The sequence below is a fragment of the Streptomyces manipurensis genome (assembly GCF_049570255.1).
Classification (GTDB): domain Bacteria; phylum Actinomycetota; class Actinomycetes; order Streptomycetales; family Streptomycetaceae; genus Streptomyces; species Streptomyces manipurensis.
On sequence record NZ_CP186950.1, the window covers coordinates 4,179,842 to 4,195,560 of the forward strand.

Annotated in this window: 9 protein-coding genes and 3 rRNA genes; 10 read left to right on the plus strand and 2 right to left on the minus strand. The window is 67.4% G+C overall.

What is annotated here, in order from left to right:
• Positions 1 to 22 precede the first annotated feature (22 nt).
• Positions 23 to 1,873: a dihydroxy-acid dehydratase gene (ilvD, locus tag ACPU2J_RS19375; protein ID WP_420079992.1), complete on the plus strand. Its 1,851-nt coding sequence runs from the start codon at positions 23 to 25 to the stop codon at positions 1,871 to 1,873.
• A gap of 93 nt (positions 1,874 to 1,966) precedes the next feature.
• Here the strand turns inward: ilvD and ACPU2J_RS19380 are convergent, their stop codons facing one another.
• Complete coding sequence (locus ACPU2J_RS19380) at positions 1,967 to 4,108, minus strand: serine/threonine-protein kinase (protein ID WP_423833713.1); 2,142 nt, start codon at positions 4,106 to 4,108, stop codon at positions 1,967 to 1,969.
• A 140-nt stretch (positions 4,109 to 4,248) separates the two neighbouring features.
• Between ACPU2J_RS19380 and ACPU2J_RS19385 the strand changes: the two genes are divergently transcribed.
• The 5 genes from ACPU2J_RS19385 (at position 4,249) to proC (ending at position 7,705) form a co-directional block, all read left to right on the plus strand.
• Positions 4,249 to 4,515, plus strand: a complete 267-nt coding sequence (locus ACPU2J_RS19385) for an SH3 domain-containing protein (RefSeq protein ID WP_365141848.1) — start codon at positions 4,249 to 4,251, stop codon at positions 4,513 to 4,515.
• Positions 4,516 to 4,601: 86 nt separating this feature from the next.
• Positions 4,602 to 5,141 carry a hypothetical protein gene (locus ACPU2J_RS19390; RefSeq protein ID WP_423833714.1) on the plus strand — a complete coding sequence of 180 codons (540 nt, stop codon included), beginning with the start codon at positions 4,602 to 4,604 and terminating at the stop codon, positions 5,139 to 5,141.
• Positions 5,142 to 5,246: 105 nt separating this feature from the next.
• The gene (locus ACPU2J_RS19395; RefSeq protein WP_361592374.1) at positions 5,247 to 6,044 is read left to right on the plus strand and encodes an ABC transporter ATP-binding protein; all 798 of its coding nucleotides are present in this window, start codon (positions 5,247 to 5,249) and stop codon (positions 6,042 to 6,044) included.
• The gene (locus tag ACPU2J_RS19400) at positions 6,041 to 6,778 is read left to right on the plus strand and encodes an ABC transporter permease (RefSeq protein WP_420079988.1); all 738 of its coding nucleotides are present in this window, start codon (positions 6,041 to 6,043) and stop codon (positions 6,776 to 6,778) included. Before ACPU2J_RS19395 ends, ACPU2J_RS19400 begins: the two co-directional genes overlap by 4 nt.
• 117 nt (positions 6,779 to 6,895) lie before the next feature.
• Positions 6,896 to 7,705 carry a pyrroline-5-carboxylate reductase gene (gene proC / locus ACPU2J_RS19405; protein ID WP_361592371.1) on the plus strand — a complete coding sequence of 270 codons (810 nt, stop codon included), beginning with the start codon at positions 6,896 to 6,898 and terminating at the stop codon, positions 7,703 to 7,705.
• 66 nt (positions 7,706 to 7,771) lie between these two features.
• On the opposite strand, the gene trpS is transcribed toward proC, so the two are convergent.
• Entirely contained in the window at positions 7,772 to 8,770 is a 999-nt protein-coding gene (gene trpS, locus ACPU2J_RS19410) for a tryptophan--tRNA ligase (RefSeq protein WP_420079987.1), read from the minus strand.
• Positions 8,771 to 9,737: 967 nt separating this feature from the next.
• Here trpS and ACPU2J_RS19415 point away from each other — a divergent pair.
• From ACPU2J_RS19415 to ACPU2J_RS19430, 4 genes are all read left to right on the plus strand, one after another.
• A 16S ribosomal RNA gene (locus tag ACPU2J_RS19415) occupies positions 9,738 to 11,261 on the plus strand.
• A gap of 283 nt (positions 11,262 to 11,544) precedes the next feature.
• Positions 11,545 to 14,663 (plus strand): 23S ribosomal RNA (locus ACPU2J_RS19420).
• 76 nt (positions 14,664 to 14,739) lie between these two features.
• A 5S ribosomal RNA gene (gene rrf, locus ACPU2J_RS19425) occupies positions 14,740 to 14,856 on the plus strand.
• Together the 16S, 23S and 5S rRNA genes form the textbook arrangement of a ribosomal RNA operon.
• Before the next feature lie 169 nt (positions 14,857 to 15,025).
• Positions 15,026 to 15,679, plus strand: coding sequence for an HAD family hydrolase (locus ACPU2J_RS19430; protein ID WP_361605276.1), 654 nt, complete (start codon positions 15,026 to 15,028; stop codon positions 15,677 to 15,679).
• Positions 15,680 to 15,719: the final 40 nt, after the last annotated feature.

Sequence of the window (15,719 nt, forward strand, 5' to 3'; positions counted from 1 at the left end):
CCGCACGCATGGGGAGTGAATGATGCCCGAGCTGAGGTCCCGCACCGTCACCCACGGCCGCAACATGGCGGGCGCCCGCGCCCTGATGCGCGCGTCGGGCGTAGCGAGCGAGGACATCGGCAAGCCGATCGTCGCGGTGGCCAACTCCTTCACCGAGTTCGTCCCCGGCCACACCCACCTGGCCCCCGTCGGCCGGATCGTCTCCGACGCCATCCGGGCCGCGGGCGCGATCCCGCGCGAGTTCAACACGATCGCCGTCGACGACGGCATCGCGATGGGCCACGCCGGCATGCTGTACTCCCTGCCCTCCCGCGACCTGATCGCGGACAGCGTCGAGTACATGGTCGAGGCGCACTGCGCCGACGCGCTGATCTGCATCTCCAACTGCGACAAGATCACCCCGGGCATGCTGATGGCCGCGATGCGCCTCAACATCCCCGTCGTGTTCGTGTCCGGCGGCCCGATGGAGGCCGGCCAGGCCACGCTGGTGGACGGCACGGTCCGGAAGCTGGACCTGATCGACGCCATGGTCGACGCCTCCAACGAGAACGTCTCCGACGAGGACGTCCTCCGCATCGAGGAGAACGCCTGTCCGACCTGTGGTTCCTGTTCCGGCATGTTCACCGCCAACTCCATGAACTGCCTCGCCGAGGCCATCGGCCTGGCCCTCCCCGGCAACGGCTCGGTCCTCGCCACCCACACCGCCCGCCGCGCCCTCTACGAGAACGCCGGCCGCACGGTCGTGGAGATCACCAAGCGGTACTACGAGGGCGGCGACGAGTCCGTCCTGCCGCGCAACATCGCCACCCGCGAGGCCTTCGAGAACGCCATGGCCCTCGACATCGCCATGGGCGGCTCGACCAACACGATCCTGCACCTGCTGGCGGCGGCGCAGGAGGCCGGCCTGGACTACGACCTCAAGGACATCGACGCGGTCTCGCGCCGCGTCCCCTGCCTGGCCAAGGTCGCGCCGAACGTCGCCCCCGGCGGTACGTACTACATGGAGGACGTCCACCGGGCCGGCGGCATCCCCGCGATCCTCGGCGAGCTGCACCGCGGCGGCCTCCTCAACAAGGACGTCACCACGGTCCACTCCGACGGCCTGGAGGACTGGCTCGCCGCCTGGGACGCCCGCTCCGGCACCGCCTCGGAGGAGGCCATGGAGCTGTGGCACGCGGCCCCCGGCTGCAAGCGCTCCGCGACGGCCTTCTCGCAGTCGGAGCGCTGGGAGACCCTCGACCTGGACGCCGAGGGCGGCTGCATCCGCTCCGTGCAGCACGCGTACTCCAAGGACGGCGGTCTCGCCGTGCTCCGCGGCAACATCGCCGTCGACGGCTGCGTGGTGAAGACCGCCGGCGTCGACGAGTCGATCTGGACCTTCGAGGGCCCGGCCGTCGTCTGCGAGTCCCAGGACGAGGCCGTCGACAAGATCCTCCGCAAGCAGGTCAAGGCCGGCGACGTGGTCGTGATCCGCTACGAGGGCCCCCGCGGCGGCCCCGGCATGCAGGAGATGCTCTACCCGACGTCCTTCCTCAAGGGCCGCGGCCTCGGCAAGGTCTGCGCCCTGGTGACGGACGGCCGCTTCTCCGGCGGCACCTCGGGCCTGTCCATCGGCCACGCCTCCCCCGAGGCGGCCTCCGGCGGCGACATCGCGGTGGTCGAGGACGGCGACCTGATCCGCATCGACATCCCGAACCGGTCCATCGAGCTCCTCGTCGACGGGGCCACGCTGGCTGCCCGCCACGAGGCCCTCGGCGGCGTCTACGCCCCCAAGGACCGCGAGCGCAAGGTCTCGGCGGCCCTGCGCGCCTACGCCGCGATGGCCACCAGTGCCGACAAGGGCGCGGTCCGCGACGTCTCGCGCCTGGGCTGACGGCCCGGCGGGCCGCCGCCCGGCCCGCTCCCGCTCCGGCCCCGTCACACGGGGAGGCGCCCCCGCACCGGACGGTGCGGGGGCGCCGTACGTTCACCACCCGGCCGGGGCCGCCGCGTCCACCGCGAACACCGATCCGTCGGGCGCTACCCCGAACACCCGCCCGTCGCCGACGGCCGGCGCGGGCAGGGTCGCGGCGTAGGTGTTCCTGCCGTCGGCCATCCGCGGCCCGGTCTGTCCGGCCTGGCGGCCGGTCGCCGCGTCGACGGCGAGGAGCCGTCCGTCCGCGGCCGTCAGCAGGACGCGGCCGTCGGCGAACACCGGCCGGGAGGCGACGCTGAGGCCCGTCTCCAGCCGCCATTCCTCCTTGGCGGCGCCCACCGCGGCCAGCGCCCCGGACGTGCCGAACAGGTACGTGACCCCGGCCGGGTCCACGGCCGCCTCCGCGTCGAAGAGCGGCGCCGTCAGCCGCACCCGGTGCACGGCACGGCCGACCGGTTCGGCGCGTACGACGGCGGTGGTCCGGCCGGAGGTGTCGACGTCCATCAGGTACAGGAAGCCCTGTGCCGTGCCGACGGGCCGCAGCCGGCCGGCCGCCTTGAACTGCGTGCGCTGCGTCCCGTCCGCCGGGTCCACCACGGCGAGCTGCGTGGACGCGCCGTCGCTCTCGGGCGTCACCGCGTACAGCTCGGCGGCGGCCCCGTCCGAGGCGGGCGCGCCCCACCACACGGTGCCGGTCCCGCCGATCTGCCGGGTCCAGCGCGGGGCGCCGCTCGACGCGTCCAGTGCCGTGACGCTGCCGCCGGTCCCCACCAGGAGGGCGTGCCCGCCGGCGACGACGGCCTGGGCGCCGCCGGGGAGCCTGCGCTGCCAGCGTTCGGCGCCGGTGGCGGGGTCGAGCGCCCGGAGGGTCTCGCTGCCCGGAGCGACGACGAGCACCACCCCGCCCGCGTGCAGCGGTGCGCCGACGCCCGTGGTGCCCTTCGCTGGCGCGGCCGTGTCCACCGACCACACGGTGGAGCCGTCCGCGGGGTCGAGCCGGGCCGCCGCGACGCCCGGCCCGGCGCAGTAGAGGGCCGGGGCCTGCCAGGAGCAGGCTCCGATCCGGCTGCCGCTGCCGGGCGCGCCCAGGGGGACGGCCCACGGGGCGAAGGTCTTGCGGGCGGCCGGGTCGGCGGTGGCGGCGATCCGCGCGGGTGCGCCGGATGCCTGCCCGAACTGCAGGTATCCGCCGACGGCCCCGCCGGCCAGCAGCAGTCCGGCCCCGGCCGCGACGGCCGTCCGCAGCCACCGGCCGCGCGGGGCCCGCTCCGCCGCGGGTTCGGACCCGGTCGCGATCCGGTCCCTGCGGTGGGTGATCTGCTCGGCCGGGGCGGGCTCCCGCGGCCGGGGGATGAAGGACTGGGTGTCCTCGGCGGTGGGGTAGGCCAGCGCCCGCATCTCGGCGATCAACGACTCGGCGGTGGGCCGCTCCTGCGGGTCCTTCGCCAGGCAGCGGGCGACGAGCGGGACGAGCTGCCGGGGCAGCCCGGTCAGGTCGGGCTCGCTGTGCACGACCTGGTACGCCACGAGGTAGTGGCTGTCGGAGTCGAAGGGGCCGCGTCCGGTCGCCGCGTGCACGAGCACCGCGCCGAGCGCGAAGACGTCGGCGGCCGTGCCGACCTCGCGCGGGCGCTGGAACTGCTCGGGAGCCATGAAGGGCGGTGTCCCGATGAGCTTCCCCGTCTCGGTCCGCAGGTCGCTGTCCGCGGGCCGGGAGATCCCGAAGTCGATGACGCGCACGCCGTCGGGGGCCATCAGCACGTTGCCGGGCTTGAGGTCGCGGTGCACCACTCCGGCGCGGTGGATGTCGCGCAGCGCCTCGGCGAGCCCGGCGGCGAGCCGGGTCAGCTCCGCCCGGTCCAGGACCCGCTCCTTGACCCGCGCCGCGAGCGTGGGCGCGTCGATGAACAGGGTGGCCATCCACGGCCGTTCGGCTTCGGGGTCGGCGTCGACGACGGGTGCGGTGAACGCTCCGCTGACCCGGCGGGCGGCGGCCACCTCCTGGCGGAACCGGGCCCGGAACTCCGGGTCCACCGCGTGCTCGGCGTGCACGATCTTCACGGCGAGTTTCAGCCCCGAGCCGGACGTGGCCAGATGGACGACGCCCATCCCTCCGGAGCCGAGCACCGATTCGAGCCGGTACTGCCCGGCGTACTCCGGAAAGCCCGCGTAGTCCGCGCGCAGCGAATGCACCGCTCACCACCCCCGCCGGAGCCTAGTCGATGACCCGGAGCAGTCTCCAAGGTCCTGCTACCCTGCGCGAGTTGCGCCCGGCAACGCCCATGGGGGGATTTCGCATGTCGGTGGAGAACGATTCGAGCCAAGTGCAGAGCATGGCCGCAGGCTCCGGCTACCCGTCGTATCCGGTCGCGCCCGGCTACCGGGTGAACGTCCGCAGCGGGCCCGGCACCAACTACTCCGTCGTCGACGTCCTGCCGTACGGCGCGACGGTCACGCTGCGCTGCCAGTGCGACGGCACCACGGTCTCGGGGCCCTACGGCACGACCGACATCTGGGACTGCATCGGGAACGGCCGCTTCGTCTCGGACGCGTACGTGCGGACCGGCAGCGACGGCTACGTGGTCACCCGCTGCGGCTGACGTCCCCCGGGGGTCTCCGCCCGCCGACCCATCTGCCACGTGAGACACACCCGGCCGGGCGGGTCCGGCGGGGGATAATCGCCGGTGTGAGCGACGACCAGCGAGACCAGACCCCCGCCGAGCACGCCGCCCGGACGGCCGGGGACGCGGTCCCCACCGGCCCGCAGCCCGAGCCGATCCGGTACTTCGGCACCACATGGGTGCACCACGAGAACGGCTACGGTCTGCGGCGCGCCGCGGTCGGCATCGGTTCGATGGTCACCGCGGTCTCCGCCGCCCTCCTGCTGCGCCTCTCCTACGAGGGCCTGCAGATCGGGGACGTCGGTCCCTTCCTCAGCATCTCGGTGGTCGTCCTCTTCGCGGTCGCCAGCGCGATCGCGTTCTTCAAGACGTGGGAGTCCTACGTCCGGCGCCCGGCGCCCTCCTCCGACGAGGCCGCGCTCAAGGGACTGAAGACCATCGGGTTCGTCGGTTCGCTGATCGCCTACTCCCTGCGCTGCCTGACCGAGGCCCCGGGGGAGCAGCTGCGCCGCGCCGAGTACGAGCGCGCGCAGGCCGAGTTCGCCCGCCGCCGCAGCGCCCGTACGGGGAACCCGGCGGCCCGCCGCCCCAAGCGCAAGAAGTAGCGGGCCCCCGCGGCGCCGTCCCACTGAGCGTTCCACGGGGCCGGAGCCCTGGTCCGAAAGCCCGGCGATTGACGTCCGGGCACAGCCGGGAGCATTATTCATCACATGATGAATAAGCAGCCCGGGGAAGCCCCGGCCGCCGTCCACGCCCGCGGACTCACCGTCCGCCGCGGCACCGGCCGCACCCCCCGCACCGTCATCGACGCCATCGCCTTCGACGTCCCCCGCGGCCGCATCACCGGCCTCCTCGGCCCCTCCGGCTGCGGCAAATCCACCCTCATGCGCGCCGTCGTCGGCACCCAGGCCCACGTCACCGGCACCCTCGACGTCCTCGGCCGCCCCGCCGGACACCCCGAGCTCCGCTCCCGCATCGGCTACGTCACCCAGGCCCCCTCCGTCTACGACGACCTCACCGTCCGGCAGAACCTCGACTACTTCGCCGCGATCCTCGACCCCGGCCGGGCCGCCGCCGACCGCCGCGCCGCCGCCGTGGACCGCGCCATCACCGACGTCGACCTCACCACCCGCGCCGGCGCCCTCGCCGGCAACCTCTCCGGAGGCCAGCGCAGCCGCGTCTCCCTCGCCGTAGCCCTCCTCGGCACCCCCGAGCTCCTCGTCCTGGACGAACCCACCGTCGGCCTCGACCCCGTCCTGCGCCGCGACCTGTGGAACCTCTTCCACGACCTCACCGCCACCCGCGGCACGACGATCCTCGTCTCCTCCCACGTCATGGACGAGGCCGAGCGCTGCCACGACCTCCTCCTCATGCGCGAAGGCCGCATCCTCGCCCAGGACACCCCCGACGCCCTGCGCACCCGCACCCACTCCACCACCGTCGAAGAGGGCTTCCTCCGCCTCGTCGACGAGGCCAACACCCTCGCCGCCCAGGAGCCGACCCGATGAACGCCGCCCGCACCGCCGCCACCGCCGCCCGCGTCCTGCGCCAGCTCCGCCACGACCCGCGCTCCATCGCCCTGATGGTCCTGGTCCCCGTCCTGATGCTCACCCTGCTGCGCTTCGTCTTCGACGGCAGCCCGCGCACCTTCGACACCATCGGCGCATCGCTCCTCGGGATCTTCCCCCTCATCACGATGTTCCTGGTGACCTCCATCGCGACCCTGCGCGAACGCACCTCCGGCACCCTCGAACGCCTCCTCGCCATGCCGCTCGGCAAGGGCGACCTCATCGCCGGCTACGCCCTCGCCTTCGGCGCCGTCGCCGTCGTCCAGTCCCTCCTCGCCACCGGCCTCGCGCTCTGGGCCCTCGGCCTCGACGCCGTCGGCTCCCCCTGGCTGCTCCTGCTCGTCGCCCTCCTCGACGCCCTCCTCGGCACGGCGCTCGGCCTGTTCGTCTCCGCCTTCGCCGCCTCCGAGTTCCAGGCCGTCCAGTTCATGCCGGCGGTGATCTTCCCCCAGCTGCTGCTCTGCGGCCTCTTCGCCGCCCGCGACACCATGCACCCGGTCCTCGAAGGCCTCTCCGACGTCCTGCCCATGTCCTACGCCGTCGACGGCATGACCCAGGTCCTCACCCACACCGACATGACCGCCGACTTCGTCCGCGACGCCGTCATCGTGGCCGCCTGCGCCCTCCTCGTCCTCGGCCTCGGCGCAGCCACCCTCCGCCGCCGCACCCCCTGACCGCACTCCGGACACCACGGTCCCGCCCGCCGCCCGGGTGCAAGGATGAAGGCGCACGCCCTGTGCAGACGCATGCGCAGCAACGGCGCAAGAACAGTTCGGCGAGGTGAATCGGGCATGACCCAGACAGTCGCAGTCCTCGGTACCGGAAAGATCGGCGAGGCCCTGCTCAGCGGAATGATCCGCGGCGGCCGGCCCGCCTCCAAGCTCCTCGTCACCGCCCGCCGCCCCGAGCGGGCCGAGGAGCTCCGCACCCGCTACGGCGTCGAGGCGGTCTCCAACGCCGAGGCCGCCAAGCGAGCCGACACCCTGATCCTCACCGTGAAGCCCCAGGACATGGCCAAGCTCCTCGACGAGCTCGCCCCCCACGTCCCGGCCGACCGCCTGGTCATCAGCGGAGCCGCCGGCGTCCCCACCGCCTTCTTCGAGGAACGCCTCGCCCCCGGCACCCCCGTCGTCCGCGTCATGACGAACACCCCGGCCCTCGTGGACGAGGCCATGTCCGTCATCTCCGCCGGCAGCCACGCCACCGCCGGGCACCTCGCCCACACCGAGGAGATCTTCGGCGGCGTCGGCAAGACCCTGCGCGTCCCGGAGTCCCAGCAGGACGCGGCCACCGCCCTCTCCGGCTCCGGCCCCGCCTACTTCTACTTCCTCGTCGAGGCCATGACCGACGCCGGCATCCTCCTCGGCCTGCCCCGCGCCCAGGCCCACGACCTGATCGTCCAGGCCGCCATCGGCGCGGCCGTCATGCTCCGCGACAGCGGCGAACACCCGGTCAAGCTCCGCGAGGCCGTCACCTCCCCGGCCGGCACGACGATCAACGCCATCGTCGAGCTGGAACGGCACGGCGTACGCGCCGCCCTGATCGCCGCTCTGGAAGCAGCCCGCGACCGCAGCCGCGAACTCGCCTCCGGCAACAGCTGACCCCCCGGTGCGGTGTGGGCCCCGCCGGGACGGGGCCCACACCGCACCTGCCCGTGCGCCGCCGCCCTACGGAGCCAGCAGCCCGATCGCCTCGTACGCCCGGTCCACCACCGGCCGCGCCAGCCCCCGGGCCCGCTCGGCACCCTCGCGCAGCGCCTTGTCCACCCCCGCCGGATCGGCCGCCAGCTCGGCGTGCCGCTCCTGCAACGGGCGCAGCAGCTCGACCACGGCATCGGCGACGTCCCGCTTCAGGGCCCCGTACCCGCTGTACCCCTCGGCGAGGACGGCCGGGTCGCCCCCGGTACAGGCCGCCAGGATGTCCAGCAGGTTCGCCACCCCCGGCCGGGTCTCCCGGTCGTGGACGACACCGCCGTCCCCGCTGTCGGTGACCGCCCGCATCACCTTCTTCCGCACCACGTGCGGCTCGTCCAGCAGATAGACGATCCCAGCCCCGTTCTCATGGGACTTCCCCATCTTCGACGTCGGGTCCTGGAGGTCCATGACCCGCGCCGCCACCACCGGGTGCGTGGCCTTCGGGACGGTGAAGGTGTGCCCGTACCGCTGGTTGAAGCGCACCGCCAGGTCCCGGGTCAGCTCCACGTGCTGGCGCTGGTCCTCCCCGACCGGCACCTCGTGGGTCCCGTACGCCAGGATGTCCGCGGCCATCAGCACCGGATAGGTGAGCAGCGACAACCGGACCCCCTCCCCGGAGGCCTGCGCCTTCGCCGCCTTCTCCCGGTACTGGATCATCCGCCGCAGCTCCCCGTCACTCGCCGTGCACTCCAGCAGGTAGGCCAGGCGCGTGTGCTCGTCGACATGGCTCTGGACGAAGAGGGTGCAGCGCGCCGGGTCCAGGCCGGCGGCGAGCAGCAGGGTCGCGGCCTGCCGGCTCAGCCGGCGGACGCGCGCGGGTTCGTGCTCGACGGTCAGCGCGTGCAGGTCGACGACGCAGAACAGCGCCGCGTCCGGTTCCTGCTCGGAGGCGACCCACTGCCGTACGGCGCCGAGGTAGTTCCCCAGCGTCATGTGGCCGCTGGGCTTGATCCCGCTGAAGATCCGCTTCATGTCTGCTCTCCCTGGAGGTGCGGTGAGTGGTGTCGGGGCCGCGGTGCCGGCGGCCGGGCCACTCCCGGGAGGGAGGGGAAACAGAAACGGCCGCCGAAGCGGCGGCCGTGAACGCGTGCGTGCTCGCGTGGGGGGGCGGCCGCCGTCAGGCGGCCCACCAGCGAAGGTCGGGTGTGAGCACGTGCGTGGTCATGGCCCCAGCGTAGAGGGCGGGGAGCCGGTGCGGAGGGGGTTTCCGGCAGCGACGCGGCCGGCCCGGTCGCATCGTCCGGATCACGGCCGGTGGGGGTTGACACGGGTGTGCCCGGTCCGTAAGGTTCTTCGAGTTGTCCGACGTGAGCGCCGACCCCGGTCGGTCCCCGGACAGCCATTCCGCACTACTCAAATCGAACGAACGACGCGCTGTGTCGTCTCGTTTTCATGCGTATTTGCGAATGAGGAATCCGCGTCCGAGGGCGCCGCCGCCGATTAGGTTCGGAGGCGAGGAATCCGCTACTGTCTCACTCGCCGAAGGGCCGAAAGCCCGGAAGCACCAAGCCGCTGACTGGCAGTCAGGACCGCGAGGACCTGATAGAGTCGGAATCGCCGGAAAGGGAAACGCGAAAGCGGAAACCTTGAAAGCATCGAGGAAGTCGGACACGAAAGAGTCTGATAGAGTCGGAAACGCAAGAACACAGCAGGACAACAGAACGAAAGCCCGGAGGAAAGCCCCAGCCAGTGTTGCTGAGGGTGAGTACGAAGGAAGCGTCCGTTCCTTGAGAACTCAACAGCGTGCCAAAAATCAACGCCAGAAGTTGATACCCCGTCCACTTCGGTGGATGAGGTTCCTTTGAAAAAGACCTGTGAGGTCGCCTTCGGGTGATGCTTGCAGGCAACCAAACACAGCGAGGACGCAGTGGTACGTCGGTCATATTCCGACATGACGTGCCCGCTCAACGTGATGTGTGGACCCGATTACGGGTAAACATTCATGGAGAGTTTGATCCTGGCTCAGGACGAACGCTGGCGGCGTGCTTAACACATGCAAGTCGAACGATGAAGCCCTTCGGGGTGGATTAGTGGCGAACGGGTGAGTAACACGTGGGCAATCTGCCCTTCACTCTGGGACAAGCCCTGGAAACGGGGTCTAATACCGGATACCACTCCTGTCCGCATGGGCAGGGGTTGAAAGCTCCGGCGGTGAAGGATGAGCCCGCGGCCTATCAGCTTGTTGGTGGGGTAACGGCCCACCAAGGCGACGACGGGTAGCCGGCCTGAGAGGGCGACCGGCCACACTGGGACTGAGACACGGCCCAGACTCCTACGGGAGGCAGCAGTGGGGAATATTGCACAATGGGCGAAAGCCTGATGCAGCGACGCCGCGTGAGGGATGACGGCCTTCGGGTTGTAAACCTCTTTCAGCAGGGAAGAAGCGAAAGTGACGGTACCTGCAGAAGAAGCGCCGGCTAACTACGTGCCAGCAGCCGCGGTAATACGTAGGGCGCAAGCGTTGTCCGGAATTATTGGGCGTAAAGAGCTCGTAGGCGGCTTGTCACGTCGGATGTGAAAGCCCGAGGCTTAACCTCGGGTCTGCATTCGATACGGGCTAGCTAGAGTGTGGTAGGGGAGATCGGAATTCCTGGTGTAGCGGTGAAATGCGCAGATATCAGGAGGAACACCGGTGGCGAAGGCGGATCTCTGGGCCATTACTGACGCTGAGGAGCGAAAGCGTGGGGAGCGAACAGGATTAGATACCCTGGTAGTCCACGCCGTAAACGTTGGGAACTAGGTGTTGGCGACATTCCACGTCGTCGGTGCCGCAGCTAACGCATTAAGTTCCCCGCCTGGGGAGTACGGCCGCAAGGCTAAAACTCAAAGGAATTGACGGGGGCCCGCACAAGCGGCGGAGCATGTGGCTTAATTCGACGCAACGCGAAGAACCTTACCAAGGCTTGACATATACCGGAAAGCATTAGAGATAGTGCCCCCCTTGTGGTCGGTATACAGGTGGTGCATGGCTGTCGTCAGCTCGTGTCGTGAGATGTTGGGTTAAGTCCCGCAACGAGCGCAACCCTTGTCCTGTGTTGCCAGCATGCCCTTCGGGGTGATGGGGACTCACAGGAGACCGCCGGGGTCAACTCGGAGGAAGGTGGGGACGACGTCAAGTCATCATGCCCCTTATGTCTTGGGCTGCACACGTGCTACAATGGCCGGTACAATGAGCTGCGATACCGTGAGGTGGAGCGAATCTCAAAAAGCCGGTCTCAGTTCGGATTGGGGTCTGCAACTCGACCCCATGAAGTCGGAGTCGCTAGTAATCGCAGATCAGCATTGCTGCGGTGAATACGTTCCCGGGCCTTGTACACACCGCCCGTCACGTCACGAAAGTCGGTAACACCCGAAGCCGGTGGCCCAACCCTTGTGGAGGGAGCTGTCGAAGGTGGGACTGGCGATTGGGACGAAGTCGTAACAAGGTAGCCGTACCGGAAGGTGCGGCTGGATCACCTCCTTTCTAAGGAGCACAGTACCGATTGCAGACAAACGTTCTGCACGGTCAGCTCATGGGTGGAACGTTGATTAGTTGGCACGGTTTCTGACACTTCCTGCAAGTACTGCTTCGGCGTGGAACGCAGCGAAAGTCGACGGAATCGTGCTTGGCACGTTGTTGGGTCCTGAAGGTACGGCCGTATGGCTGTTCTTCAGTGCCGGCCCCAGTGAACTTGGGCTCTTCGGAGCGCAGGGTGATGGGTGGTTGGTCGTTGTTTGAGAACTACACAGTGGACGCGAGCATCTGTGGCCAAGTTTTTAAGGGCGCACGGTGGATGCCTTGGCACCAGGAACCGATGAAGGACGTGAGAGGCCGCGATAGGCCCCGGGGAGCTGCCAACTGAGCTTTGATCCGGGGGTGTCCGAATGGGGAAACCCGGCAGTCGTCATGGGCTGTCACCCACTGCTGAACACATAGGCAGTGTGGAGGGAACGAGGGGAAGTGAAACATCTCAGTACCCTCAGGAAGAGAAAACAACCGTGATTCCGGGAGTAGTGGCGAGCGAAACCGGATGAGGCCAAACCGTATGCGTGTGATACCCGGCAGGGGTTGCGCATGCGGGGTTGTGGGAATGAGCTTCAGTCGTCTGCCGGCGGCTGGGCGAGTCAGAAACCGTTGATGTAGTCGAAGGACATGCGAAAGGTCCGGCGTAGAGGGTAAGACCCCCGTAGACGAAACATCAGCGGCTTGCTTGCTCATCTCCCAAGTAGCACGGGGCCCGAGAAATCCCGTGTGAATCTGGCGGGACCACCCGCTAAGCCTAAATATTCCCTGGTGACCGATAGCGGATAGTACCGTGAGGGAATGGTGAAAAGTACCGCGGGAGCGGAGTGAAATAGTACCTGAAACCGTGTGCCTACAAGCCGTGGGAGCGTCGGATACAGCTTGCTGTATCTCGTGACTGCGTGCCTTTTGAAGAATGAGCCTGCGAGTTAGCGGTGTGTAGCGAGGTTAACCCGTGTGGGGAAGCCGTAGCGAAAGCGAGTCCGAACAGGGCGATTGAGTTGCACGCTCTAGACCCGAAGCGGAGTGATCTAGCCATGGGCAGGTTGAAGCGGAGGTAAGACTTCGTGGAGGACCGAACCCACCAGGGTTGAAAACCTGGGGGATGACCTGTGGTTAGGGGTGAAAGGCCAATCAAACTCCGTGATAGCTGGTTCTCCCCGAAATGCATTTAGGTGCAGCGTCGTGTGTTTCTTGCCGGAGGTAGAGCACTGGATAGGCGATGGGCCCTACCGGGTTACTGACCTTAGCCAAACTCCGAATGCCGGTAAGTGAGAGCACGGCAGTGAGACTGTGGGGGATAAGCTCCATGGTCGAGAGGGAAACAGCCCAGAGCATCGACTAAGGCCCCTAAGCGTACGCTAAGTGGGAAAGGATGTGGAGTCGCAGAGACAACCAGGAGGTTGGCTTAGAAGCAGCCACCCTTGAAAGAGTGCGTAATAGCTCACTGGTCAAGTGATTCCGCGCCGACAATGTAGCGGGGCTCAAGCGTACCGCCGAAGTCGTGTCATTGCAGCAATACTCCCAACGGAGGCTGTGATGGGTAGGGGAGCGTCGTGTGCCGGGTGAAGCAGCAGCGGAAGCTAGTTGTGGACGGTTCACGAGTGAGAATGCAGGCATGAGTAGCGATACACACGTGAGAAACGTGTGCGCCGATTGACTAAGGGTTCCTGGGTCAAGCTGATCTGCCCAGGGTAAGTCGGGACCTAAGGCGAGGCCGACAGGCGTAGTCGATGGACAACCGGTTGATATTCCGGTACCCGCTTTGAAACGCCCAATATCGAATCAGGCGATGCTAAGTCCGTGAAGCCGTTCCGGACCCTTCGGGGAAAGGAAAGTGGTGGAGCCGACGAACCAGACTTGTAGTAGGTAAGCGATGGGGTGACGCAGGAAGGTAGTCCAGCCCGGGCGGTGGTTGTCCCGGGGTAAGGGTGTAGGCCGAGGGGTAGGCAAATCCGTCCCTCATTAAGGCTGAGACCTGATGCCGAGCCGATTGTGGTGAAGTGGATGATCCTATGCTGTCGAGAAAAGCCTCTAGCGAGTTTCATGGCGGCCCGTACCCTAAACCGACTCAGGTGGTCAGGTAGAGAATACCGAGGCGTTCGGGTGAACTATGGTTAAGGAACTCGGCAAAATGCCCCCGTAACTTCGGGAGAAGGGGGGCCATCACTGGTGATCGGACTTGCTCCGTGAGCTGGGGGTGGCCGCAGAGACCAGCGAGAAGCGACTGTTTACTAAAAACACAGGTCCGTGCGAAGCCGTAAGGCGATGTATACGGACTGACGCCTGCCCGGTGCTGGAACGTTAAGGGGACCGGTTAGTGACCTTTCGGGGTTGCGAAGCTGAGAACTTAAGCGCCAGTAAACGGCGGTGGTAACTATAACCATCCTAAGGTAGCGAAATTCCTTGTCGGGTAAGTTCCGACCTGCACGAATGGCGTAACGACTTCTCGACTGTCTCAACCATAGGCCCGGTGAAATTGCACTACGAGTAAAGATGCTCGTTTCGCGCAGCAGGACGGAAAGACCCCGGGACCTTTACTACAGTTTGATATTGGTGTTCGGTTCGGCTTGTGTAGGATAGGTGGGAGACTTTGAAGCAGCCACGCCAGTGGTTGTGGAGTCGCCGTTGAAATACCACTCTGGTCGTGCTGGATGTCTAACCTCGGTCCGTGATCCGGATCAGGGACAGTGTCTGATGGGTAGTTTAACTGGGGCGGTTGCCTCCCAAAGGGTAACGGAGGCGCCCAAAGGTTCCCTCAGCCTGGTTGGCAATCAGGTGTTGAGTGTAAGTGCACAAGGGAGCTTGACTGTGAGACCGACGGGTCGAGCAGGGACGAAAGTCGGGACTAGTGATCCGGCGGTGGCTTGTGGAAGCGCCGTCGCTCAACGGATAAAAGGTACCCCGGGGATAACAGGCTGATCTTCCCCAAGAGTCCATATCGACGGGATGGTTTGGCACCTCGATGTCGGCTCGTCGCATCCTGGGGCTGGAGTCGGTCCCAAGGGTTGGGCTGTTCGCCCATTAAAGCGGTACGCGAGCTGGGTTTAGAACGTCGTGAGACAGTTCGGTCCCTATCCGCTGTGCGCGTAGGAATATTGAGAAGGGCTGTCCCTAGTACGAGAGGACCGGGACGGACGAACCTCTGGTGTGCCAGTTGTCCTGCCAAGGGCATGGCTGGTTGGCTACGTTCGGGAGGGATAACCGCTGAAAGCATCTAAGCGGGAAGCCTGCTTCAAGATGAGTATTCCCACCTCCTTGAGAGGGTAAGGCTCCCAGTAGACGACTGGGTTGATAGGCCAGATGTGGAAGCCCGGTAACGGGTGAAGCTGACTGGTACTAATAGGCCGAGGGCTTGTCCTCAGTTGCTCGCGTCCACTGTGTTAGTTCTGAAATAACGAACGGCTGTGAAAACACCAGCGTTCAAATTTCATAGTGTTTCGGTGGTCATAGCGTTAGGGAAACGCCCGGTTACATTCCGAACCCGGAAGCTAAGCCTTTCAGCGCCGATGGTACTGCAGGGGGGACCCTGTGGGAGAGTAGGACGCCGCCGAACAATCATTGTGGGAAAGCCCCGCACCAACCCTTTCAAGGGTTCGGTGCGGGGCTTTTCTGCGTTCCGGGGGCGTTTCCGTGTTCCGCGTTCACGGGCCGGTCGGGTGACCCGGCACCGGGGCGGGCACGGCGGAACCGTCGGGCCTCCCTTTGCTCCGTAATGTGGGGGTATGGGCTACGACCTCGTCATCTTCGACAACGACGGCGTGCTGGTGGACAGCGAGCCGATCGCCAACAGCGTCCTCGCCGGCTACCTGACCGAGCTGGGGCACCCGACCACCTACGAGGAATCGGTCCGCGACTACATGGGAGCCGCCGTCCACCACGTGCACGACCTCGTCCGGGAGCGGACGGGGCAGCAGCTCCCCGCGGACTTCGACGAGACGCTCCACACCCGGACCGTCGCCGCCTTCGAGCAGGAGCTGAAGCCCGTCCCCGGCGTCGAGGACGTCCTCGGTGCACTGACCGCCCACGGGATGGGCTACTGCCTGGCCTCCTCCGGCAGTCACGAGCGCATCCGGGTCGGGCACCGGGTGGCCGGCCTCGACGGATGGTTCGAGGAGGAGTGGATCTTCAGCGCGGACGACGTCGGCCAGGGCAAGCCCGCCCCCGACCTCTACCTGCACGCGGCACGGCAGATGGGCGTCGAGCCCTCCCGCTGCGTCGTCATCGAGGACAGCCCCCGGGGGGTCGAGGCGGCCGTCGCCGCGGGCATGGACGTCTACGGGTTCACCGCCGTGATGCCGGCCGAACAGCTCCCCAGGGCCACCGGGTACTTCGGGGACATGCTGCAGCTCCCGCTGCTCCTCCAACTGCCCGTGTGATCTCTCTACCCACGGGTAGCCCGTGGGCCTACGCTGACCC